This is a genomic window from Achromobacter sp. D10 (assembly GCF_035282245.1).
Taxonomy (GTDB): Bacteria; Pseudomonadota; Gammaproteobacteria; order Burkholderiales; family Burkholderiaceae_B; genus Achromobacter; species Achromobacter insolitus.
In genome coordinates, this window is record NZ_JAYJLE010000010.1 from 53048 (window position 1) to 75873 (window position 22826).

The 22826-nt window shown below is 66.1% G+C and carries 19 protein-coding genes; 5 read left to right on the plus strand and 14 right to left on the minus strand.

Annotated features, from left to right (window positions below; genetic code table 11):
• Positions 1–68: 68 nt before the first annotated feature.
• A complete protein-coding gene (locus tag VCS63_RS22160) occupies positions 69–2135 on the plus strand; it encodes a M3 family metallopeptidase (protein ID WP_323881036.1) in 2067 nt (688 codons plus the stop codon).
• A gap of 52 nt (positions 2136–2187) precedes the next feature.
• On the opposite strand, the gene VCS63_RS22165 is transcribed toward VCS63_RS22160, so the two are convergent.
• Positions 2188–2943: a class I SAM-dependent methyltransferase gene (locus tag VCS63_RS22165; protein WP_174564764.1), complete on the minus strand. Its 756-nt coding sequence runs from the start codon at positions 2941–2943 to the stop codon at positions 2188–2190.
• A gap of 246 nt (positions 2944–3189) precedes the next feature.
• Between VCS63_RS22165 and VCS63_RS22170 the strand changes: the two genes are divergently transcribed.
• Positions 3190–3804: an SCO family protein gene (locus tag VCS63_RS22170; protein ID WP_042793253.1), complete on the plus strand. Its 615-nt coding sequence runs from the start codon at positions 3190–3192 to the stop codon at positions 3802–3804.
• A gap of 128 nt (positions 3805–3932) precedes the next feature.
• Entirely contained in the window at positions 3933–4184 is a 252-nt protein-coding gene (locus VCS63_RS22175) for a GlsB/YeaQ/YmgE family stress response membrane protein (RefSeq protein WP_013393352.1), read from the plus strand.
• Positions 4185–4245: 61 nt separating this feature from the next.
• Here VCS63_RS22175 and adeC read toward each other — a convergent pair whose 3' ends face one another.
• The 3 genes from adeC to VCS63_RS22190 are packed head-to-tail and all read right to left on the minus strand — an operon-like array spanning position 4246 to position 10093.
• On the minus strand, positions 4246–5715 hold the full coding sequence (gene adeC / locus VCS63_RS22180; protein WP_063959809.1) for an AdeC/AdeK/OprM family multidrug efflux complex outer membrane factor: 1470 nt from the start codon (positions 5713–5715) through the stop codon (positions 4246–4248).
• A complete protein-coding gene (locus VCS63_RS22185; RefSeq protein ID WP_063642560.1) occupies positions 5712–8894 on the minus strand; it encodes an efflux RND transporter permease subunit in 3183 nt (1060 codons plus the stop codon). The genes adeC and VCS63_RS22185 overlap by 4 nt, the downstream gene beginning before the upstream one ends.
• A 17-nt stretch (positions 8895–8911) precedes the next feature.
• Positions 8912–10093 carry an efflux RND transporter periplasmic adaptor subunit gene (locus VCS63_RS22190; protein ID WP_088607698.1) on the minus strand — a complete coding sequence of 394 codons (1182 nt, stop codon included), beginning with the start codon at positions 10091–10093 and terminating at the stop codon, positions 8912–8914.
• 272 nt (positions 10094–10365) lie between these two features.
• Here VCS63_RS22190 and VCS63_RS22195 point away from each other — a divergent pair, with 272 nt between their 5' ends.
• Positions 10366–11271 (plus strand): LysR family transcriptional regulator, encoded by a 906-nt coding sequence (locus VCS63_RS22195; protein WP_042796973.1) that lies wholly within the window; start codon positions 10366–10368, stop codon positions 11269–11271.
• An 86-nt stretch (positions 11272–11357) separates the two neighbouring features.
• On the opposite strand, the gene VCS63_RS22200 is transcribed toward VCS63_RS22195, so the two are convergent.
• The 9 genes from VCS63_RS22200 to VCS63_RS22240 all read right to left on the minus strand — a co-directional run bounded on the left by VCS63_RS22200 (position 11358) and on the right by VCS63_RS22240 (position 21032).
• Positions 11358–12089: a pseudouridine synthase gene (locus VCS63_RS22200; protein WP_042793249.1), complete on the minus strand. Its 732-nt coding sequence runs from the start codon at positions 12087–12089 to the stop codon at positions 11358–11360.
• A 53-nt stretch (positions 12090–12142) separates the two neighbouring features.
• The gene (locus VCS63_RS22205) at positions 12143–13645 is read right to left on the minus strand and encodes a M81 family metallopeptidase (RefSeq protein WP_323881037.1); all 1503 of its coding nucleotides are present in this window, start codon (positions 13643–13645) and stop codon (positions 12143–12145) included.
• Between the two features lie 18 nt (positions 13646–13663).
• Entirely contained in the window at positions 13664–14299 is a 636-nt protein-coding gene (locus tag VCS63_RS22210; RefSeq protein WP_042793247.1) for an ANTAR domain-containing response regulator, read from the minus strand.
• 2 nt (positions 14300–14301) lie between these two features.
• Positions 14302–15459 carry a transporter substrate-binding domain-containing protein gene (locus tag VCS63_RS22215; RefSeq protein WP_042793246.1) on the minus strand — a complete coding sequence of 386 codons (1158 nt, stop codon included), beginning with the start codon at positions 15457–15459 and terminating at the stop codon, positions 14302–14304.
• Between the two features lie 61 nt (positions 15460–15520).
• Positions 15521–16237 carry an ABC transporter ATP-binding protein gene (locus VCS63_RS22220; RefSeq protein WP_082884736.1) on the minus strand — a complete coding sequence of 239 codons (717 nt, stop codon included), beginning with the start codon at positions 16235–16237 and terminating at the stop codon, positions 15521–15523.
• Positions 16234–18057, minus strand: coding sequence for an ABC transporter permease subunit (locus VCS63_RS22225; RefSeq protein WP_280134333.1), 1824 nt, complete (start codon positions 18055–18057; stop codon positions 16234–16236). The genes VCS63_RS22220 and VCS63_RS22225 overlap by 4 nt, the downstream gene beginning before the upstream one ends.
• Positions 18050–18883: a branched-chain amino acid ABC transporter permease gene (locus VCS63_RS22230; protein WP_042793245.1), complete on the minus strand. Its 834-nt coding sequence runs from the start codon at positions 18881–18883 to the stop codon at positions 18050–18052. Before VCS63_RS22230 ends, VCS63_RS22225 begins: the two co-directional genes overlap by 8 nt.
• Positions 18884–18936: 53 nt before the next feature.
• Positions 18937–20103: a substrate-binding protein gene (locus VCS63_RS22235; protein ID WP_042793244.1), complete on the minus strand. Its 1167-nt coding sequence runs from the start codon at positions 20101–20103 to the stop codon at positions 18937–18939.
• Between the two features lie 38 nt (positions 20104–20141).
• Positions 20142–21032, minus strand: a complete 891-nt coding sequence (locus tag VCS63_RS22240; RefSeq protein WP_042793243.1) for a nitrilase family protein — start codon at positions 21030–21032, stop codon at positions 20142–20144.
• Between the two features lie 298 nt (positions 21033–21330).
• On the opposite strand from VCS63_RS22240, the gene VCS63_RS22245 reads away from it, so the two are divergent.
• A complete protein-coding gene (locus tag VCS63_RS22245; RefSeq protein ID WP_088607699.1) occupies positions 21331–21951 on the plus strand; it encodes a chorismate--pyruvate lyase family protein in 621 nt (206 codons plus the stop codon).
• A 10-nt stretch (positions 21952–21961) separates the two neighbouring features.
• Here VCS63_RS22245 and VCS63_RS22250 read toward each other — a convergent pair whose 3' ends face one another.
• Positions 21962–22825, minus strand: a complete 864-nt coding sequence (locus tag VCS63_RS22250; protein WP_323881038.1) for an isocitrate lyase/PEP mutase family protein — start codon at positions 22823–22825, stop codon at positions 21962–21964.
• Between the last annotated feature and the right edge of the window lies 1 nt (position 22826).

Below are 22826 nucleotides of genomic sequence, written 5' to 3' on the forward strand. Positions count from 1 at the left end.
CCCTCACCTGATTCTCATGCCCTTGCCGGCGCCCGGGCGCCGTTCACCCCTTTCCAGCCTGTAACACCATGACCCAGAATCCCCTGCTCGCCCCTGTCTCCGACCTCGTCGACTACGCGGCCGTCAAGCCCGGGCACATCGTGCCCGCGGTCGAGGAACTGCTGGGCATCGCCCGCCAGGCCGTGGACCGCGCCGCCGACCCTGCGCTGGCGCCCACCTGGGAAGCGGTGGTTGAACCGCTGGATACCGCCTCGGAGCGCCTGTGGCGCGCCTGGTCGGTGGCGGGCCACCTGAATGCGGTGGTCAACACCCCGGAGTTGCGCGAAGCCTACAACGCCGCCCTGCCCCTGGTGACCGAATTCTCCACCTGGGTCGGCCTGCACGAAGGCTTGTACAAGCAATATCAGCGCCTGGCCGCCGCCCCCGATTTCGCGTCATGGACGCCGGTGCGCCGCCGCATCGTGGAAATGGCGTTGCGCGACTTCCGCCTGAGCGGCGTCGAGCTGCAAGGCGCCGACCGCGAACGCTACGCCGCCATTTCCGATCGCGAAGCCCAGGCTTCGCAGAAATTTTCCGAGAACGTGCTGGATTCGATCGACGCCTGGTCGCTGCTGATCGAGGACGAAGCCCGCCTGGCCGGCATTCCGGCCGACGTACGCGCCGCCGCCCGGGCCGCCGCCGAGGAAGACGGCAAGCCGGGCTGGAAGCTCACGCTCAAGATGCCGTGCTACCTGCCCGTGATGCAGTACGCCCAGGACCGCTCGCTGCGCGAGGCGCTGTACCGCGGCTACGGCACGGTGGCGTCGGAGCACGGCGACGGCAAGTTCGACAACTCCCCTCTTATCGAAGAACTGCTGGCGCTGCGCGCCGAGGAAGCCGGCCTGCTCGGCCTGGGCACCTTCGCCGCGCTGCGCCTGCAGACCCGCATGGCCCGCGATGCCAAGGAAGTCACCGTGTTCCTGCGCGACCTGGCCGCGCGCGCCAAGCCCTACGCCCAGCGCGACCTGGCGGAATTGAAAGCCTACGCCACCGGCGAACTGGGGCTGGATGACCTGCAGCCCTGGGACGTGGCCTACGCTTCCGAGCGCCTGCGCGAATCGCGCTACGCCTATTCCGAAGATGAGGTAAAGCAGTATTTCACCGAGCCGCGCGTGCTGTCGGGGCTGTTCGAGGTCATCGAAACCCTGTTCGACGTGCGCCTGGCGGAGACGCCGGTGTCGTCCTGGCATAGCGACGTGCGCGGCGTGCGCGTGGAAAGCCCCAAGGGCGAACTCATCGGTTATCTGTATCTGGACCTGTATGCCCGCGCCGGCAAGCAGAGCGGCGCCTGGGTCGACAGCGAGCGCACGCGCCGTGTCGTGGGTGGCAAGCTGCAGACTCCCATCGCCTACCTGACCTGCAATTTCTCGCGCCCCAACGGCGACAAACCCGCCGTCCTGACGCATGACGACGTCATCACCCTGTTCCATGAAACCGGCCATGCGCTGCACGCCCTGCTGTCCGAGGTGGACGAGCCCGGCGCGGCCGCCTTCGCCAGCGTGGAGTGGGACGCCATCGAACTGCCCTCGCAGTTCATGGAGAACTTCTGCTGGGAATGGGCGGTGGTGCAGAAACTGTCCGCCCACGTCGACACGGGCGAGCCCCTGCCGCGCGCGCTCTATGACCGCCTGGTCGCCGCCCGCAACTACCAGAGCGGCATGCAGACGGTGCGCCAGATCGAGTTCGCCCTGTTCGACATGCTGATGCATGACCGCGCCAAGGGCGCATCGATCAGTGAAGTGCTGGCTCTGCTGCAAGAAGTGCGCCAGGAAGTGGCGGTGCTGTTTCCGCCGGCCTGGCATCGCCTGCCGCATGCCTTCTCGCACCTGTTTGCGGGCGGCTACGGCGCGGGCTACTACAGCTACAAGTGGGCGGAAGTGCTGTCGGCCGACGCCTACGAAGCCTTCGAGGAAGCAGCGACGCGCCAGGCGGGCAACGCCCTGGGCACGCTGGACCCGGAAACCGGCGCGCGCTTCCGGCGCGAAGTGCTGGCCGTGGGCGGCTCGCGGCCGGCGGCTGAATCCTTTGCCGCCTTCCGCGGCCGGGCCCCGCGCATCGATGCCCTGCTGCGTCACAGCGGCATGACGTCCACCTGATCATCCGGCCCCCGGTGCTTGACCCGACGGCCCGCCCTAGGCGGGCCGTTTGCTATGGCGAGGCGGCATCGTCAACCGGCCGGCGCGCAGACATCACCAGCCAACGCCCATGCACGGACTGCACGGAGCCGGCCTGCTTCCAGTAGCGGCGGGTCTCCTCGTCTTCCGCCAGCCGCAGCCTGCGCCCGTAGTACAAACGTGATGGCACCGCCAGCACGTGCTCCATCATGCGCTTGGGTTTGTTCTCGTCCACCTCATGCAAGGTGATGTCCGTAAAGCCGTAGTGCTTGAACAGCAAATGCAACTGCGGAAAGTTCCAGGGAAAGTACGTGACGTAGTCCTCGCCGCGCTGCCGCCCCACCATGGGCCGAAACCCCGAATGAAAGCCGCGCAACAGGAATTGCAGGCGCGACCGGAAGTACCAGGTATTGGGAGTCGTGACGATCAGGGTGCCGCCCGGACGCAATGCGCGGTAAAAGCTCTGCATCAGCACGCCCGGGTTGGTCAACAGGTGGATCGCCTCGCAGCAAACCACGGCGTCATACGATTGCGCCACCGCCAATGGCGTTTCCAGATCGTGTTCGGTGAAGCGGCGGTAACCGCCACCGGCCCGGGGAAACTCCCACAGGCCCACTCCGTCGATATCGACCTGGCGGCCGCTTGCCGCCGGCAGCATGTCGCCCAGCCAGCCGAGCCCGCAGGGCGCGTCCAGCACCGTATCGGCGAGACGGCTGCGCAGGATGTCGAGCACGACGGGATAGTACGGATAGTAGGGATAGCCCAAGGAATTCCTGGCCGGCATGTCCATATGTGGCGCCTCTAGACGATGAAATCTGACACAGCCCTGAATGTAGCGGGAGCCATGGCGCCGGATCAGGCGACTTCGCCACTTCCAAACAGTAATCCGACAAAGCTTTACAAGTGGACGGGCGGTCGCGGCATCGCCGCTTGCGCCAGGACAAGCTGCCCCGGATCTGCTCGGCCGCCGCGCGCCGCCCAGCCCTCGCCTTGCGGGTAGAATCAAAAGGTTTACCCCCTACCGGCCCTTGGACTCATGCGACACCTCATTTCCGGCCGCGCCCTGCGCGGTCTGCTGCTGACCCTGTGCGTGTTTCTCGCTGCCTGCGGCGACAGGAACGTCGATTGGACCCTGTACAACGTGAAGGGGCACCTGCCCGACCTGAAGTTCTCGCTGCCCGGCGCGGGCGGCAAGACCGTCAGCAGCGATGATCTGAAGGGCAAGACCGTATTGCTGTTCTTCGGCTATGCCAGTTGCCCGGACATCTGCCCGACCACCATGGCGCAATTGACGGCCGTGCTGCAGAACCTGGGCGACAAGGCCAAGGATGTGCGCATTCTGTTCGTGAGCGTGGATCCGCACCGCGACACGCCGGACATCCTGCAGGCCTATGTCAACGCCTTCAACAACAACGCCATCGGCGTGACGGGCGACGAAAAGCAGATCGCGGATCTGGCGCGCCGCTATCGCGTGGCCTACCAGATCGAGAAGCCCCGTCCGGGAGACGACGCCAACATGTACGAAGTCACGCACAGCCGTGGCGTGTACATATTCGACAAGGACGGCAAGGCCCGGTTGCTGGCGTCCGATACCGACAGCATCGACGCCATGACGAAAGACGTGCGCCAGTTGATCGATCTGACGTCCTGAGCGCCGGCCGCCGCGGCTGGCAATGTTGCCAGCCTGCGCCATACACCAGTTGTTACAACCGCCGTGCGCGGGGCGTGGGTATCATCTAGCCACACTGCCCCCTTTTACTTCCAGCAAGGAGTACGCGCATGAGCATCATCATCATGATCATCGTCGGGTTCGTCGTGGGCCTGATCGCCCGCGCCATCATGCCCGGAGACCAGAACATGGGGATCATCATGACCACCATCCTGGGTATCGTCGGCTCGGTCGTCGCCGGCTTCCTGGGCCAGTCGCTGGGTTGGTACGCCCCAGGCGAACCCGCTGGCTGGATTGGGTCGGTCGTAGGCGCTATCGTGGTTCTGTTCGTGGTGGGCCTGATCGCCAAGAAACGCGCCTGACGCCCTGCAGGGTTGAAATCAAAACGGGCCGATCGATTGATCGGCCCGTTTTCTTTTGCCCTTACTGCTGCTGCGCTTGGGCGGTCACGGTGCGTTCGGTCCAGCCGCCGCCCAGCACCTTGTACAAGGTGACCAGGTTGGACAGCCTGGCCCGGCGCGTATCCACCAGGGCCTGCTGCGCGCTATACAGCGAACGCTGCGAATCCAGCACGCTCAGGTAGTCGTCGATGCCTTGGCGGAAACGCTGGTCCGAGGCGTCGTAGGCGCGCTGGTTGGCGGCCACCAGGAGCCGCTGCGCCTGGATTTGCTCGTCCAGGGTGCCGCGCCCGGCCAGGGCGTCCGCCACTTCGCGGAAACCCGTCTGGATCGACTTCTCGTACTGCGCCACCTGGATGTTCTTCTGCACCTTGGCCAGATCCAGGCCGGCGAGCAGCGAGCCACCCGCGAAGATCGGCACGGTGATCTGGGGCACGAAGCTCCAGGCGCCCGAGCCGCCCTCGAACAGGCCGCCCAGGCTGGCGCTGGCCGTGCCGGCCGAGCCCGTCAGGCTGATGGTCGGGAAGAAGGCGGCGCGCGCCGCGCCGATATTGGCGTTGGCGCCCTTCAATTGATGCTCGGCCGCGCGGATGTCCGGGCGACGGGCCAACAGGTCCGACGGCAGGCCGGCGGGCAAGGTGGTCGGCAGCATGGCATCGTCAAGCATGACCGCGTTGTCCAGCGCCGCCGTCAGCTCGGGCGACAGTGGCTGGCCCACCAACAGGACCAGCGCATTGCGGTCCTGCGCGGCCTGACGCGTGTATTGCGACAGGTTACGCTCGGCGGTGCGCAGCGACACCTCCGCCTGGCTCAGGTCCAGCGCCGTGGACAGGCCCTGGTCGTAGCTCTGCTGCGTGAGCTTGAAGGAATCCTGCTGGCTCTTGAGCGTGTCGCGCGTCAGCCCGACAAGTTCCTGGTCGGCCCGCAGGGTCAGGTAGGCGTTGGCCACTTCGGCGATCAGCGTCAGCTGGGTCGCCGTGCGGGTTTCGTCCAGCGCCAGATAGGATTCCAGCGCCTTGTCGCTCAGGCTGCGGATGCGCCCGAACAGGTCCAGCTCCCAGGCCGACATGGCGGCGCCGACCTGGTAGCTGTGGCTGGTGGTCGCGCGCCCGCTGGCACTCAGATCCGCCGGCGTGCGCTGGGCGGACTCCTGGCCGGCGATGCCGATGCTGGGCATCAGGTCGGCGCGCTGGATACGATACTGGGCGCGCGCCGCCTCCACGTTCAGGGCCGCCACGCGCAGGTCGCGGTTGTTGGCGAGCGACTGTTCGATCAGCTTTTCCAGCAACGGATCCGCGCCGAAGAAATCGCGCCAGCCGATGTCCGCGGTGACCATGCCCCCCGCATCGGCGGGCTGGGCCGCCTGGTAGGACGGACCCGTGGGATAGGCCGCATCGATCGGCGCGTCGGGCCGTTCGTACGTGGGGGCCAGCGAGCAGCCCGCCAGGGCCGCCGCCAGGGAAACAGACAGCAAGGTTCTCATCGGGAATGTCATTGCGGTTGGCCCTCCGTCGAGACGCCCTGCGTGCCATTGGCGCTGGTGTCGTGCTCGTCGACGTTTTCGCTCATGCGCTTGACCTTGAAGACGCGCAGCATGATCACGAAGAAGGCCGGAACGAAGAAGATGGCGAGGAACGTGCCGGTCAGCATGCCGCCGATCACGCCCGTGCCGATGGCGTTCTGGCTGCCGGAGCCCGCGCCCGAGGAGATCGCCAGCGGCGTCACGCCCAGGATGAACGCCAGGGACGTCATCAGGATGGGACGCAGGCGCTGCCGCGCGGCGTGGATGGCCGATTCCGTCAGGCTGGCGCCCGCCTCGTAGTGCTCCTTGGCGAATTCCACGATCAGGATGGCGTTCTTGGCCGCCAGGCCGATGGTCGTCAGCAGCCCCACCTGGAAGTACACGTCGTTGGACAGGCCCCGCAGCATGGTGGCGAGCAAGGCCCCGATGATGCCCAGGGGCACCACCAGCATCACCGCGGACGGGATGGTCCAGCTTTCGTACAGCGCCGCCAGGCACAGGAACACCACGATCAGCGAAATGGCGTACAGCGCGGGCGCCTGGGCACCGGACAGGCGTTCTTCGAACGACAGGCCGGTCCATTCAAAGCCCACGCCTACCGGCAGCTTGGCCGCCAGGCGTTCCATTTCCGCCATTGCCGCGCCCGAGCTGTAGCCCGGCGCCGCCTGGCCCTGGATGTTGTAGGACGGCACGCCGTTATAGCGGTTGAGCTTTTGCGGACCGTAGCTCCAGGTGGCCTTGGCGAACGCCGAGAACGGCACCATATCGCCTGCGTTATTGCGCACGTACCACTTGTTCAGGTCTTCCGGCAGCATGCGCGAGGAAGCCTCGCCCTGCGCGAACACCTTCTTCACGCGGCCCCGGTCGATGAAGTCGTTGACGTACGACGAACCCCACGCAGTGGCCAGCGTGCTGTTGATGTCCGACACAGCCACGCCCAGGGCGCGCGCCTTCTCGCGGTCGATGTCCAACTGGTACTGCGGCGCGTCTTCGATACCGTTGGGACGCACGCCACGCAGGACCGGGCTCTTCGCGGCCTCGCCCAGCAGCTGGTTGCGCGCGGCAAGCAGCTTCTCGTGGCCCACGCCTGCGCGGTCCATCAGCTGGAAGTCGAAGCCGGTGACGTTGCCCAGTTCCATCACGGACGGCGGCGGCACCACGAACAACTGCGCGCGGCGCTCGGTCTTGGCGAAATGCGCGTTGGCGCGCTGCGCCACGGCGCCGGCCTTCAGTCGGGCGTCGCCGCGCTCTTCCCAGTCACGCAGCTTGATGAACAGGATGGACGCGTTCTGTCCACGGCCGCCGAAGTTGAAGCCGTTGACCGCGAAGACGGAAGTGACGGCGTCCTTTTCCTCGTTCAGCAGGTAGCGGGTGGCATCGTCGATGACGGCCTTGGTGCTTTCCGCGGTGGCGCCGGCAGGCGTCTGGATCTGGGCGAACAGGATGCCCTGGTCCTCGTCCGGCAGGAACGCGGTCGGGATGCGAGTGAACATCCAGCCCATGGCGATGACCAGCGCCAGGTAGACCACCATCAGGCGCTTGGTGCGGTTCAACCCGCGCGCCACGCTGTTGGCGTAGCCGTGGCTGCTGCGGTCGAACATGCGATTGAACCAGCCGAAAAAGCCTTTCTTGGAACCGTGATGGCCCTTGGGAATAGGCTTGAGCAAGGTGGCGCACAAAGCCGGCGTGAACACGATGGCCACGATCACGGACAGCACCATGGAGGACACGATGGTGATGGAGAACTGGCGATAGATCACGCCCGTGGAGCCGCCGAAGAAGGCCATGGGAATGAACACGGCCGCCAGCACCATGGCGATGCCGATCAGGGCGCCCGTGATCTGCGACATGGACTTGCGGGTGGCTTGCTTGGGCGACAGGCCTTCCTCGGCCATCACCCGCTCGACGTTTTCCACCACCACGATGGCGTCGTCGACCAGCAGGCCGATGGCCAGCACCATGCCGAACATGGTCAAGGTATTGATGGAATAGCCGAACGCCGCCAGAACGCCGAACGTGCCCAGCAGCACCACCGGTACCGCGAGCGTGGGGATGATGGTCGCGCGGAAGTTCTGCAGGAACAGGTACATCACCAGGAAGACCAGGATGATGGCCTCGATCAGCGTCTTGAACACCTCGTGGATCGACAGGCTGACGAACGGCGTGGTGTCGTACGGATAAACGACGTCCATGCCCGGCGGGAAGTAAGGCTTCAGGTTATTGATGGTGTCGCGCACCGCCTGGGCCGTATCCAGCGCGTTGGCGCCCGGCGCCAGCTTGATCGCCAGGCCGGAGGCCGGCTTGCCGTTGTAGAAGCTGTCGATGGCGTAGGTCTGCCCGCCCAGCTCGATGGTGGACACGTCGCTCAGGCGCACCTGCGAGCCGTCGGAATTTACCTTGAGCAGGATGCGGCCGAAGTCTTCCGGCTTCTCAAGGCGCGAGGGTCCGATGATGGTGGCGTTCAACTGCTGGCCACGCACGGACGGCAGGCCGCCCAACTGGCCGGACGACACCTGCACGTTCTGTTCCTTGATCGCCGTCACGACGTCGACCGTGGTCAGGCCGTAATTGACCAGCTTGGCGGGATCCAGCCAGATGCGCATCGCGTACTGCGAGCCGAACAGCTGGAAGTCGCCGACGCCCTGCGTGCGGCTGATGGGATCCTGGACGTAGGAGGCGACGTAGTCGGCCAGGTCGTCCTTGGTCATCGAGCCGTCGGTGGACACGAAGCCCGCCACGATCAGGAAGTTCTTGGTGGCCTTGGTGACGCGTATGCCTTGCTGCTGCACTTCCTGCGGCAGGAGCGGTTGCGCCAGCGACAGCTTGTTCTGCACCTGGACCTGCGCGGTGTCAGGGTTGGTTCCCTGCGTGAAGGTCAGGGTGATGGACATGCTGCCGTCGGAGTTGCTTTCCGAGGAGATGTACTGCAGGCCGTCCAGGCCGTTCATCTGCTGCTCGATCACCTGCACCACGGTGTCCTGCACGGTCTGCGCGGACGCGCCCGGGTAGGTCACCGCGATGCCGATGGCCGGCGGCGCGATGTTGGGGTATTGGGAGACCGGCAGCTTCAGGATGGACAGCGCGCCGGCCATCATCAGCACGATCGCGATCACCCATGCGAAGACCGGTCTATCGATAAAAAACTTTGCCATGCAAGGCTCCCTGACTACTACTGCTTAGCCGCCGCGGCGGCTGCTTGCGGCTGCTGGGCCGGCTGCGCGGCGGCGCTGGCTTCCGTGGCGACCACTTCCGCCCCCGGGCGCACCATCTGCAGGCCTTCCACGATGACCTTGTCGCCAGCGGCCAGGCCGTCGGTGACCAGCCACTTGTCGCCGATGGCGCGGTCGGTCTTCAGTTCGCGCAACTCGACCACGTTCTTGGCGTTGACCACCAGCGCCGTCGGAATGCCGCGCTGGTTGCGCGTGACGCCGCGCTGGGGCACCAACAGACCGTCGGCGGCAACGCCGTCGGCCAGGCGGGCGCGCACGAACATGCCGGGCAGCAGGCGGCGATCCGGATTGGGGAACACCGCGCGCAAGGTGACCGAGCCCGTGCCCTGGTCCACCGTGACTTCCGAGAACTGCAGCTTGCCGGGCTGGCTGTACTGCGACCCGTCTTCGAGGGTCAGCGTCACCAGCGCGGCCTGTTCGCCATCGGCCTTCTTCAGTTGGCCGCTGGCCAGCGCGTTCTGCAGGCGCAGCAACTGGACGCTGGATTGGGTCACATCGACGTAGATGGGATCGATTTGCTGCACCGCGGCCAGGGCCGTGGTCTGGTTGGCCGTGACCAGCGCGCCTTCGGTCACCGCCGAACGGCCGATGATGCCATCGATGGGCGACAGCACCTTGGTGTAGACCAGGTTGATGCGCGCCGTGTCCAGCGCGGCCTTGGCCGACAGCACGTCGGCGGCGGCCTGGTCACGCGAGGCGACGGCGTTGTCATAGGTTTGCTGGCTGACCGCCCGCGTGGCGACCAGCGGCTTGTAACGTTCGGCCAGCAAGGCGGCGGTCTTTTGCTGCGCCTGGGCGCGGGCCAAGGCGGCCTTCTGGCTGTCCAGGCTGGCCTGGTAGAGCGCGGGATCGATCTGATAGAGCTGCTGCCCTGCCTTGACCTCGCCGCCTTCCGTGAAAAGGCGCTTCTGGACGATGCCGTTGACCTGGGGACGCACTTCGGCCACACGGAATGGCGAGGTGCGGCCGGGCAGTTCGGTGGTCAGAGAAACGGGCTGCGTGGCGAGCGTCACAACCGTTACCTGGGGCTTGCCCGCCTGGGGAGCGTCTTGCTTCTTGCCGCAAGCGGCCAGCGTGAGAGCCGATGCCGTCAGCGTGACAACCGCCGCGCTGCGCCACATAGCGCTTTTCTTATCCATAGATTGCATTCCCGATTTCAACAAAAAAAAAGCCCGCCCCGGATCGCATCTGTGCGTTCCGCGCGCTTCGATTGGGTGGATTTGCCTCGAACACGCAGGCTGGGCTTTGTCGCATTGCTGCATTGCAGAACTCGCATTCTGCGTTATCCCGCCCCAGAAACAAAGAGGCATGTTGAGAAAACATCATTCCATTTATGGGACAATGGCATCACCATTGAATATGACAAAATTCCGGCATGAAACGCTTGCAAGGCATGGAACTTTTCGTCGAAGTCGCTAAAACGCGCAGCTTCAGCCGCGCTGCGGCGATGCTCGGCGTACCGAAGTCGACGCTGTCCCGCCAGGTGGCCGAACTGGAGCGCTCCGTCGGATTGCGGCTGCTGAGCCGCACCACTCGCAAAGTCGAGCTGACCGATGCGGGCCGGCTGTATTTCGAGCGCTGCCAGCGCATCGTGGCCGAAGCGCAGATCGCCCATGAAGAACTGCAGAAGCTGGTCGATACGCCGGCCGGGCCCCTGCGCGTGAACATGCCCGCGGATTTCGGCACGGACTTCCTGGCTGAATCGTTCATGGAATTTTCCGGCCGCTACCCCGACGTCACGTTTTTCCTTGATCTGGCCAATCCGGACCACGCGCAGCGCGTGTTCCAGACCTGCGATATTTCGATCGAAATCGGCGAACTGCCCGATTCGACGCAGATTGCGAGGTTGCTGGGCATGCTTCCCGCCCATCTGTACGCCTCGCGCGAATACCTTCAGAAGCATGGTGAACCGCAGCATCCCAGTGACTTGACCCGCCACGAATGCATCGAGTTCCGCGCCAAGGGCGCGGGGCAGGTCACGCGTTGGCCTCTGACCGACGGCCGCCAGCACATCGAATTCACGCCTGGCAACCGCTTTTCCGTCAACGGAGTCGCCATGGCGCGCCGCCTCGCCACGCTGGGCGCGGGCATCGTGGTGCTGGTGGGTGGCCAGCCGGCCGAATTGCAGGCCGGCCAATTGCAGCGCGTGCTGCCCGGCTGGCAACTGGGTCCGTTCCCGGTCTATGCGGTAACGGAGACGCGGCTGCTGCCCGCCAAGACCAGGATCTTCATCGAATTCCTGATGGAGCGCCTGGGCGACATCGGGCAAGCGAAGGATACTCCTGCTTTCATGAAATAAGCGGGCGTCGGAAACAGACTGAAAAATTTAAGCTGGGCCGACAACACCTGTCGGCCAATTCGGCTAATCCAATGCCGGAAAGCGCGTCAGAAGCGCTCGTCCTCGCGCAGGTAGCGCCACTGTCCCAGCGGCAGGTCGCCCAGCGAAACCCGGCCGATGCGCACGCGCTTCAGGCCGATCACCTTCAGTCCGACCAGCTCGCACATGCGGCGGATCTGGCGTTTCTTGCCTTCGCGCAGCACGAAGCGCAGCTGGTCGCTGTTCTGCCAGCGCACCTGCGCCGGCTTGAGCGGCTTGCCGTCCAGGGACAGCCCGTGGTTGAGCAACGCCAGCCCGTTTTCGGATAGGTTGCCCTGCACCCGCACCAGGTATTCCTTGTCCACGCTGGAATCTTCGCCGATCAGGTGCTTGGCGATGCGGCCGTCCTGGGTCAGCACCAGCAAGCCTTGCGAATCGATGTCCAGACGGCCGGCCACGGCCAGCCCGTCCAGGTGCGCACGCTCGAAACGCTGCGGCGCGCGGTCGCCCGCAAAGCGCGAACGGGAGTCGATCAGGGCCACCGCGGGCGTGTAGCCTTTCTCGGCTTGCCCCGACACATAGCCCACCGGCTTGTTGATCAGTATGGTGACGCGCGAAGTCTGGCGCGCCTGCGCGGCGCGCTCCAGCGTGATGACCTGGTCGGGGTAGGCGCGAGCGCCGAGTTCGGACACCACGATGCCGTCCACCCGGACCCAGCCGCGTTCGATATAGGTGTCGGCCTCGCGGCGCGAACACAGTCCACGCTCGGACATGAGCTTGGAGATACGTACTTTTTCCATGGCCGGTATTGTATGCGGACGCCATCCGGCCCAGTTCCATCCGGCCCTTTTCTTTACCCAGCGGGGCGGTAGTCCGATGGCGCCATGGCATCCAGCGGATACAGCGGCCGGCTGCGGCGCTCATAGGGAAACAGCGCGAAATCCGAACTGGTGACGCCCGCGCTGGCGCACTCCACCAGCGCCTGCGATATCGGCTCGAACACCGGCCTGCAGTACATGCGGGACTTCACCAACACGAAACGGGCCCGCCGCGGATCCAGACCCATGCTCTCGAACACCCCCAGGTCCCAGGGCTCGTGGGTTCTCTCGGTGATCACCAATTGCGCCGCACCGATGTCCAGCACCGCGCTGCGGCCCATGCATGCCGTCTGCCCGGTGTAGGTCGGGCCGGTAATGACGTATTCGCCGTTGGTCACTGCGCGGACCACGCCCCGCAGCCGCACGGGCGCCGCCGGCCGGCCTATGGCGGGGATCGGCAGTTTGTTCCCCACCGGCAGCTCCACCTGGCTGCCCTCGCCCGCCGCGGCCAGCGCCTCGACGGCTTCGGGATCGCAATACAGGCCCGCGATGATCCCCGTCAACCCGGCCTCCACCGCCGCGACCAGCACTTCCATGGTGTCACAGGTGCCGCCGGACATGCAGTTGTCGCCGTGGTCGAGCAAAAGCACGGGTTTATCCGCGCCGCGCGCCAATTCGGCCGCCCGGGCCAGCGACTCGCCCAGGGGTTCGCTGTCGTAAAAATAGCCGTCGCGCTCGGCCCAGATGGTCGTGGCCATCGCGGCCGCGGTCCGTTCCGCCTGCTCCTGCGTCCCCGAACCCACCACGACGACGCTCAGGCAGGGATCGGGTATGTCGGCCAGCGCAAAACCCGCCAGCACGGACACGCCCAGGATGCCGCCCTCCTCCTCCGCGCGGCGCGCCGCCCGCACCGCGTTGCGCATGGCTCCCTGGCCGGTGGCGCTGCGCAGGGTGTGCGTCATCAGCGGCAGGCGGCGCCAGGCCATCACCGGACGCGGACCGCCATTGAGCCAGTCGTACAGGATGCGGCCCGCATGCTCGCCGGTCTCGTACATGTCCACGTGCGGATAGGTCTTGAAGCTGATGATGACGTCGGCGTTGGCCATCATCTTGGGCGTGACATTGCCATGCAGGTCCAGCGCCACCGCGATGGGCACGTCCGGCGTCTGCCTGCGCAGGCGTTCGAGCAGGTCGCCCTCGCCATCATCGGTGGTCTCGGCCACCATGGCGCCGTGCAGGTCCAGCAGGATGGCGCCGCAGCCCCGCGCGCCGGCCACGATCGCGTCGCACAGCTCGCGATAGGCCTGCGCCGACACCCGGCCGCTGGGGTAGGCCGTAGCGGAAACCGGCGTAACCAGCGTCGCGCCGTTTGCCTCGGCGATATCGATGAAGGCCGACATCGCCGTGCGCTTGCCTTTGTTCTCGTCGTAGGCCCGATCGCCAAAGGCGGGACCGTCATTGCCAAACGCGGACAGCGGCGTGGGCACCGGCGAGAACGTGTTGGTCTCGTGGTTAAGGCGGGCGATCATGACCTTCATTGTCCGGCTCCTTGCGGCTCAGTTGTTCTGCGATGGCCCCGGGCGCAGGCCGCCCAGGCCGAGTTTTTCCATGGCCTCGCTGGCCTCGATGATCATCGCGGCCACTTCCGCCACACTGACGCGCAGGCCCGTCGCCCGGGTCCGCATGTGTTCATAGGCGGCGCGCTCGTCCAGGCGCTGGTGGTCCATCAGCACGCGGATGGCCTTTTCGATGACGCGCCTTGCCTTGATCGTGCTTTCCAGCTTGTTGATCTTGGACTGCTGGCGGCCCTGGAACTGCTTGGCGGAGCGCGCCAGCACCAGGGTGCTGAGCACCCCCGCCGAGCGGAAGGGCCGCGTCAGCACCCCGTGCGCATTGGTCTTGAGCAGCTGCTTCAGCGTGGTCGGGGTTTCGTACTCGGACAAGGCGATCAGGGTGGCCTCGACCTCGCTGGCCGACCAGGCGGCGCTGTTCCGGCCGCATTGCGACACCTGGAAGAAGATAACGTCCACCCCTGCCGGCGGAACATCCGGAAACGGCCAGTGCAAATGGATGCGGCACCCGATGCGCTTGAGTTGTTCGACCAGCACGTCGCGGTCCTCGCCCGGTGGATACACCACCGCGACGGCCACGCTGCGCAAGTCCTCGTAAAGGCGGCGTAGGCTATGGTCCATGGCTATTTCAACCAGAACTCGTCCAGGCCGAACGCGGTGAGGTAGGGGTCAGGCTTCACCGGTTCATCGCTTTCCCAGACGATATCGAAGCGTCCGTCCTCACGGCACACGCCGATGCGCGGCGTCAGCACGCTATGGTTGTTTTCCGACAGCACGGACATCAGCCCGTCCGGCGCGTCGAACTGCACCTGATGCACCGCCTGCACGAGCTTGCGGGTGTCCATGCTGCCCACACGCTGCAAAGCGCGCGCGAAAAGGTGTATCTGGCTATAGCAGGTTTCCGCGTAGACACTGGCCGGATGATCGCCGAAGCGCGCGCGCCATCGCGCCAGGAAGTGCGCATTGGCCGGCGTGTCCACCGTGTTGAAGTACGTGGCGGCCGTGATGTGTCCCACGCAGCGCCGAGGCCCGATCTCCGCGACCTCGGATTCCGCCATCGTCAGGCTGGCGATGGGGATATGCGCGGTTTCCGTACCCTCGGCCTGGCAGACCTCGTGATAGCGCTGGTAGAAACGCTGGGCGTCCGCGCCGATAAGAGTGGAAAACACCACGTCGGGCTGGATGCGCCGGATGTCCGCGACGACATCGTTGATCTCGCTGTCGTCGCAGCCCAGCGGCAGATAGGTTTCGTCGAGAATCTCGCCGCCGTGTTCCTCGACGGTTTCGCGCATGATGCGGTTGGTCTCGCGCGGATAGATGTAGTCCGCGCCCACCAGGAATATGCGCGAGCCGCAATTCTGGATCAGGTAAGCCGCCAGCTGCATGCTGCCCTGGTTGGGCGCCGCACCGGTATAAATCACATTGGGAGAATATTCGAAGCCTTCGTAGACCGATCCATACCACAGCAGGGAATTGCTGCGCTCCACGACGGGGAGCATCGCCTTGCGGCAATGCGAGGTGCAACCGCCGAAAATGACGCTGACTTCGTCGTCCAACAGCAGGCGGGCCGCCAGCCGGCGGTATTCCTCGGCATCGCTGCGCGGGTCGTACACCACCGGCGCAAGCGGCCGGCCCAGTACGCCGCCCAGTTCATTGATTTCCTCCACCGCCAGCACCGTGCCGAAGAAATGCTGCGATTCCGTGGTGCCGGTGACACCGCTGCGCGAGTAGAGCACGCCGATGCGCCAGCCTGGCCGGTCCTGGTCCTGGGGCGAGGTCATGATGAGATCCTTGAGCGGGTATTGCGCATGTGCATCATTGCAAACTCCGGCCGCGTGCGGTTCATACTTTCAGATGAGCAATGATATTGCCCGCGGCCTCGGGCGCGCCAGCCACCCCTTCGTCGACGATACTGCCCTGCTTGAGCACCAGATAGCGGTCTGCCACGTCCAGGGCAAACGCCACGTTCTGCTCCACGATGAACATCGTCGTGCCGTGCCGTTCGCGCTCCCAGGTCAGCGCGCGTCCCAAGCGCTCGATCACCGAAGGCTGCAGCCCTTCGGTGATTTCGTCCAGCAGCAAAAGCGCGGGCCGCTGCATCAGCCCGCGCGCCACCAGCAGCATTTTCTGCTCTCCGCCCGACAGAGTGCCGGCGTGCTGGCGCAAGCGGGCCGTGAACACCGGGAACAAATCGGCGATCTCGGCAAAGCGCTCGTCGAACAGCTGCTCGCGCGCCAGGCCCAAGCGCAGATTGTCGCGGATGCTCAGGTCGGGAAACAGCGGCTGCTCCTGCGCCGCATAGGCAACGCCGCAGCGCGCCACTTCGTGCGGGCGCAGCCGGGTGGCGTCCACCCCGCCCACGCTGACGCGGCCCCGCTGCTTGGGCAGGTAGCCCATGACGGTCTTAAGCAGGGTGCTCTTGCCCATGCCGTTCTTGCCCAACAAGGCCACGCAGGCGCCGCGCTCGACCGTGAGCGACACGTCGTGCAGCACCATGGCCCGCTTATAGCCGCTGGACACCTCTTCCAGGCGCAACGCCGGCGCCGCGATGCTCGTCATTGCCCTGCTCCTTGCGCGGCCGGCGCGCTGCCGGCGTAGATGGTACGCACCAGTTCGGACTCCACGACCTCGCTAAAGCCCCCGTCCATGACGATGCGGCCCTGGTGCAGGACCACGATGCGGGTCGCGATTTCCTTGACGAAGTCCAGGTCATGCTCGACCAGCAGGCAGCACAAGCCATAGCGGTGAGCCAGCGACGAGAGTATGCGGCCTATCTGCAGGCGCTCGGCTTTGCTGAGGCCGGCCGTGGGTTCGTCGAGCAACACGATGCCCGGCTCCAACGCCAGCACCATCGCCAGTTCCAGCGCCTGCTGCTGTCCGTGCGACAGGTCGCGCGCCACGCTGTCCAGGCACTGGTCCAGCCCGGTCACGCGCAGGGTTTCCAGTGCATAGGGTGGCAGGTCCAGCGTGGCTGAACGGCGCCACCAGGACGGCCGTTCGCGCAGCGTGGTCGCGATACGCAGGCTCTCGGCCACGGTCAGCGTGTCAAAGACATTGGCGTTCTGGAACTTGCGCCCCAGGCCATGGCGCACGCACTGCTCGGGGCCGTCGCGCTGCACCTCATGGCCATAGAGTTCGAGCCGCCCGCGGGAACGCTCCGCGCCGTCGGCAATGCAACGCATCAGCGTGGTCTTGCCCGCGCCGTTGGGGCCGATCAGCCCCACCAGTTCGCCACCGCTGGCTTGCAGGTCTATCCCTTCCAGCACTTTCAGGCTGCCAAAATGCTTGGACACGCCCGCCAGGTCCAAGGCCCGGACAGCGCCGCCGGATGGCCGCGGCGCCGTGGCGCGTTCGCCCAGCGCGGGCGCCGCCGGCCTTGCGGCGCGGCCGCGCCAAGGCGACGTCAATAGAGGCAGCAGGCCGCGCGGCAGCAGCAGAATCACCAGGACAAAGGTCACGCCCAGCAACAGTTGCCACACGAACGGCATGTTGCCGCTGAGATAGGAGCCTGCCACATTGATCAGAATGGCGCCCAGCACCGGGCCCCAGATGGTGCCGCGCCCGCCCAGCGCCACCCAGATGATCAACTCCGTGCCGAAGACGAAGCCCGTGAGTTCTGGCGCCACCACGCCGCTGAACGCGCCATAGCCGAATCCCGCCAGACTGGCTACCGCCCCGCAGACCACCAGCAGCGCGATCCGCCAGTGGGCCGTGTTCAGCCCCAGATAGCTGCAGCGCGCCTCATTGTCGCGCAGCGCAACGAGAATGCGGCCGCCGTCGCTGCGCACCACCGCCCAGGCCATCAGCGCGACCGCCGACAGGCCTCCTGCCGCGATCACATACCAGGCTTCCAGCGACAGATCGAAGGTTTCGTAGCCGGTCAGGCCGGAGGACGAGCCGGTAAAAGTGCCGCCGGACAGCACCAGCTGCATCAGCACAATGGGCAGGACCAGCGAAATCACCGTGGCGAAGAACGGCGAAGCCCCGCGATAGAACGACAGCCAGCCGGTCACCAGCGCCAGCACCATCGCGGCGCCCACCGCCGCCAGCGCGGCCAGCACCGCGATGGCCGGCGAAAACCCGTAATGCGTGAAAGCGAGCCCGGCGGCGTAGGCGCCCACCCCGAAAAAAGCGGACTGTCCGAAGGTAAGGTAGCCGGTATAGCCCCACAGCACATCCACGGTGACGGCTGCCACCGCGAAGAACAGCGCCTTGATCAGGACGTTCAGGAGATAAGTGTCAAAGAGCCACGGCCCCGCAGCCGTCAGGACCAGGCACAGGCCTGCCAGGCCCAGCAGACTGCGGCCACGCGAGGCGCGTGCCGAGGCGCCGGTATCGCCGCCGGCCAGCGTTTGGGGAATCAATGCGCGTTCAGTCATGGGCGAATCCTTGGGGACGCAGGCGCAGCGTCAGAGCGGCCAGCACGGCAATGGTGACGCCGCCCAGGATCGGGCTGACGTAGACGCTCACCAGCACCTGGCAGGCGCCGTAGACCAGGCAGGTCAGCATGAGCGCGGTGATCGAATGGCCCGACACCATGACCAGCATGAAGGCGCTGACCAGCCACGGCAGGCCCATGTTTGGATCCACGCTGGACAGCGGCGTGATCAGCGCGCCGGCCAGCGCCCCCAGCCCCGCGCCCAGGCCGAACGTGGTGAAACGGATGCGCTCGGCATTGATGCCCAGGCCGCGCGCCAGGTCTTCGTTCATGATCACGGCCCGGGTCCGCACGCCAAAGCGCGTGCCGTTGAGCAGCAAGCTCATGGCCGCATACATCAGCAGCGCGCCGGGCACCAGGAAAAGCCGGTACGCCGAATACTCCGTGCCCAGGAAAGACACGGCGCCCTGCACCGGCGAATCGACGAACTGCACCTCGCGGCCGAAGGCCATGGTGATCAGTTGGCCTATCACGATACCCAGCCCCCAGGTGGCCAGAATGGCGTCCAGCGGCCGTTTATACAGCGGCTGCACGATCAGGCGTTCCACGCCCATGCCCACCAGCACGCCCACCGCCAGCGCGAAGGGCAAAGCCAACCAGGGATTCAACCCCAGCTGCGTCACCACCAGGCTGGCATAGCTGCCCAGCGTAAGAATGGCGCCGTGCGCGAAATTGACGATCTTCATCACGCCAAAGATGATCATCAGGCCGGCCGTCACGATGAACAGCATGGCGGCCGTGCTCAGGATGTCCAGCAGCAAACCCATATCGCTCTCCGGCGCCGCCGGCGGGACCGGCGGCGCGTGTCATGGCATGGCCGTCATTTCAGGTCCGGGCATTGCGCGCCCGGATCGACCTTGTCGAAGGTCTGCAGGATCTTGATGGAGCCGTCCTGCTGCACCTGGCCCAGACGCATGGTGAGCGCCGCATGGCGCTGGCGGTCCATGGTCACCGGGCCGCGCGGGCCCTCGAAGGTAACCGTGCTCAGGGCCTGCACCACCTTGGGCGCGTCGGTGCCGCCGGCCTTTTCAACCGCGGCCTTGTACAGGTAGAAGGCCTCATACTGGGGCGCGGAGAACTCATTGGCGGTCTTGGCGTCATTGCCGAACTTGGCCTTCAGCCCGTCCAGGAATTTGCGGTTCTGCGGCGTATCGATGCTGGTCAGATAGGAGGCCGACATGTACATGCCCACTGCCGTGTCGCCCATGGTCTTGGCGGTGCCCTCGTCGATTGCCAGGTTGCCATAAGGCATGGACAGGCCCGCCGCCTTGACCTGCTTGGCCAGGCTGACATTGGGGCCGCCGCCCGCCGTCGAACTGATCAGCGCATCCGGGTTGGCGGAACGTATCTTTGACACCACCGGCGTCCAGTCGGAGCCATCGATGGGCAGGTATTCCTCGCCCACGACGCGGCCGCCCTGTTTTTCGATGTATTCCCGCGTGAACTTCAGCATGCCGCGGCCAAAGGCGTAGTCGCTGCCGACCAGGAAGAATGTCTTGGCCTTGCGGTCCTGCATGAAGTGGTCCACGACCGGCGCAACCTGCTGCTCGGGCACCCAGCCATTCACATGCAGCCACCGGTTGCACGAACGGCCTTCATAGAACGAGGTGTAGATATAAGGCACCTTCCCGCGCGAAACGATGGGCAGCGCCGCATTGCGCGCCGCGCTGGTCTCCATGGCGATTATGGCGTCGACCTTCTTCTGGAACACCAGGGTGTCGTAGGCCTTCTGCGCCCCGACCGCACCGGAGGCATCGTCGGCAATCTCCAGCACGACCTGCCGGCCCAGGATGCCGCCGGCCGCGTTGATCTCGTCGGCCGCCAATTGCGAGGCCTGGACGACGCCAGGCGCGACCACGCTATTGGCCCCGGACAGGCCGACAGGCACGCCGATGCGCAGCGGTTCTGCGGCATGCGCGCCGGCCAGGCCGGCCAGCAAGGCGACAAACGACAGGGGGATCCGGCAGCGGTTGAATAGGTTTTTCATGGGTTTTCTCCTTGGGGGGAACGGCCGAGGACGGTCGCTCAGCGTTGCCGCAAGCTTGCGGCGGCGCCCAACTGCTCGTCATAGATATCGCGGCGCCTGTCGCGCAGCACGTGGTTGAAATCGTTCAATTGGCGCGCCCGGCGGGAGGCCCTGACGTCGATGGGCGCGAGCAGGACTTCCTCCTGGTCGATGCTGGCGGGCCCCGCGGCGGTCCACCCCTGTGAACCCACGATCAGGCTGCGGCCCACGAAGGGCTGGCCACGCTCGGTGCCGACCCGGTCGGCGCATACGACCGTGAGGCCATTGCTGTGGGCCCCGCCCATGGTCAGTGCATGCGCCATGACGGGTCCGTCGCGCGTCTGTCCGGGCATCGGCACCCAGTTGGTCGGCACGGCCACGATGTCCGCGCCGCGCACTGCCAACAGCCGGTACACCTCGGGGAACCAGCCGTCGTAGCAAATCGCCACGCCGATGCGGCCCAATTCGGTATCGAACACCGGCAGTCCCAGGTCGCCGGCTTCGAAGTACAGGTTTTCGTCGCCCCACAGGTGCAATTTGCGATAGGTCCCCAGATAGCCCTCGGGCCCCGCAACCAGGGCGGCGTTGTAGAGGCGGCCGCCACTGCGCTCGGCGATGCCGGCCACCAGATAGACGCCCAGGCGTTGGGCCGCCGCAATCCACGCCTGCGAGCTGGGGCCTTCGGGCACCGCTTCGGCCAGGGCGTAGGCTTCTTCGCGGCTTTCGAACATGTATCCCGTGTTGGCCAGTTCAGGCAGGACCACCAGCCGCGCGCCCTTTGCGGCGGCCTGCTCCACCAATTCGATCGACCGTGTGATGTTGGCGGCGACTTCACCAATGACGGGCTCCATCTGCACGCTGGCCACCCAGGTCACAGTGGCGGGGGAACGTTGCGGGTCCGACGCTTGCATGCGAGCTCCATACTCAGAAATTGAAAACGAAAAAGCCCCCGACCACGCGTTGCGTGCAAGTCGGGGGCTTTCATAGCCAGACTGAATGTTCGGGCAGCAATTATTGCTGCGGGGTACTGCAAGCCTTTCCGGTCTATGCTGACCGTGTGCGAATAATAGGGAGGCGCGGGTTCCCGGGACAATAAGTGCTTTCCCGGACGATGCGCCGGCCTGTCCGGGCGCGGAATGGGCGCGATCGGCGCGCTGCGTCATTGCGACGCATTGGGCCGTCCCGCCCGCCTTGGCATAATACGCAGCCATGATCAAACCCGCAGCACATCATCCCCCTCTCGCCGCAGGCTGGCTGGCCAGCGCGCCGCCCATCCTGCCCCCTGCTCCGCGCCACTGGCTGTTCCGCCCCGGCGCGCTGACCGCCGGATTGCGCCAGGTTGGCCAGGTGCGCCTGCGCGTGCTGGCCGAGTATGCCGATGGAGCGCCGCTGGACGAAGCCCGGGCGATGGGCATCCCGCCCGGCACGCCGGTGTGGATACGCGAGGTGCTGATGTCGGTGAACGGCGTGGACAGCGTGCCGGCACGCAGCCTGACGCCGCTGGGCGCATCCCACGGCGCCTGGCAAGGCATGCGCCGGCTCTTGACCCGCCCGTTGGCCGACATGCTTTACCACGACAGCACGGTCGTGCGTTCGCCGTTTGCCTGCCGCCGGCTGGCCTCGCCGGTACCGTTCCATGGCACCGCACTGGGCGTGTTGCCCGCCGCCCGGCGCGACTGCGACGGCGGCCGCATCTGGGCACGCCGCTCGGTGTTCTGGCGCCAGGGCCAGCCACTGCTTGTGGCCGAGTGCTTCCTGCCGGCGTTCTGGGATCTGGTTGCCGAACAGCCGGTGCCGCCGCTGGTGCCGCACCAGCGCACGCCGCGCTGAAGCGGCGTCCTCAGCCCTCGTAGCGGCGGCCGAGCTCCAGCAGCTCGGGCGTGCCGATCACGGCGTTCAAGCCGTCGAAATCCAGCATGCCCGCACGCCATGGCGCGGTGGTGCCGTGGGTATGCAGACTGGCGTAATAGCCTTGCAGGGTATGCGCCACGGCCCGCGCCGTGCCCCCGGGGAAAATGACGATGCGGAACCCCAGCGCGGTCAAGGCATCGGCGCTTTGCACCGGGGTTTTCCCCCCTTCGACCATATTGGCAAGCAGAGGCACGCGATGGGCGAAGCGGCTGCAGGCCGCCTGCATCTGTTCGGGCGTGCGCAGCGCCTCGATGAAAAGCGCGTCCGCGCCCGCCTCCAGGTAGGATTCGGCCCGGTCCAGCGCGGCATCCAGTCCTTCCACGGCCAGCGCGTCGGTGCGCGCCAGGATCAGCGTCGAAGTCCGCGCCCGAGCGTCGACCGCAGCCTGCAGCTTGCCACGCATTTCCGCGGCGGGAACCACGGTCTTGCCGTCCAGATGGCCGCAGCGCTTGGGAAAGGTCTGGTCCTCCAGCTGGATCATGGCGGCACCCGCTCGCTCCAGGCCGCGCACGGTGCGCTGCGTATTCAGCGCGTTGCCAAAACCCGTATCGGCATCCACGATGACCGGCGTGGCTACCCGCTCGGTGATGCGGGCCAGCGTGTCCTCGACTTCGCTGTACGTGGTGAGCCCGATATCCGAACGACCCAGCCGCGTATAGGCGATAGACGCGCCAGACAGGTACAGCGCGCCGAAACCCGCCTGTTCGGCGATCAGGGCGGACAAGGCGTCGTAGATGCCGGGAGCCAGCACGGCGCCCGTAGCCAACTGTGCTTGCAGATTCAGGTTTTGCATG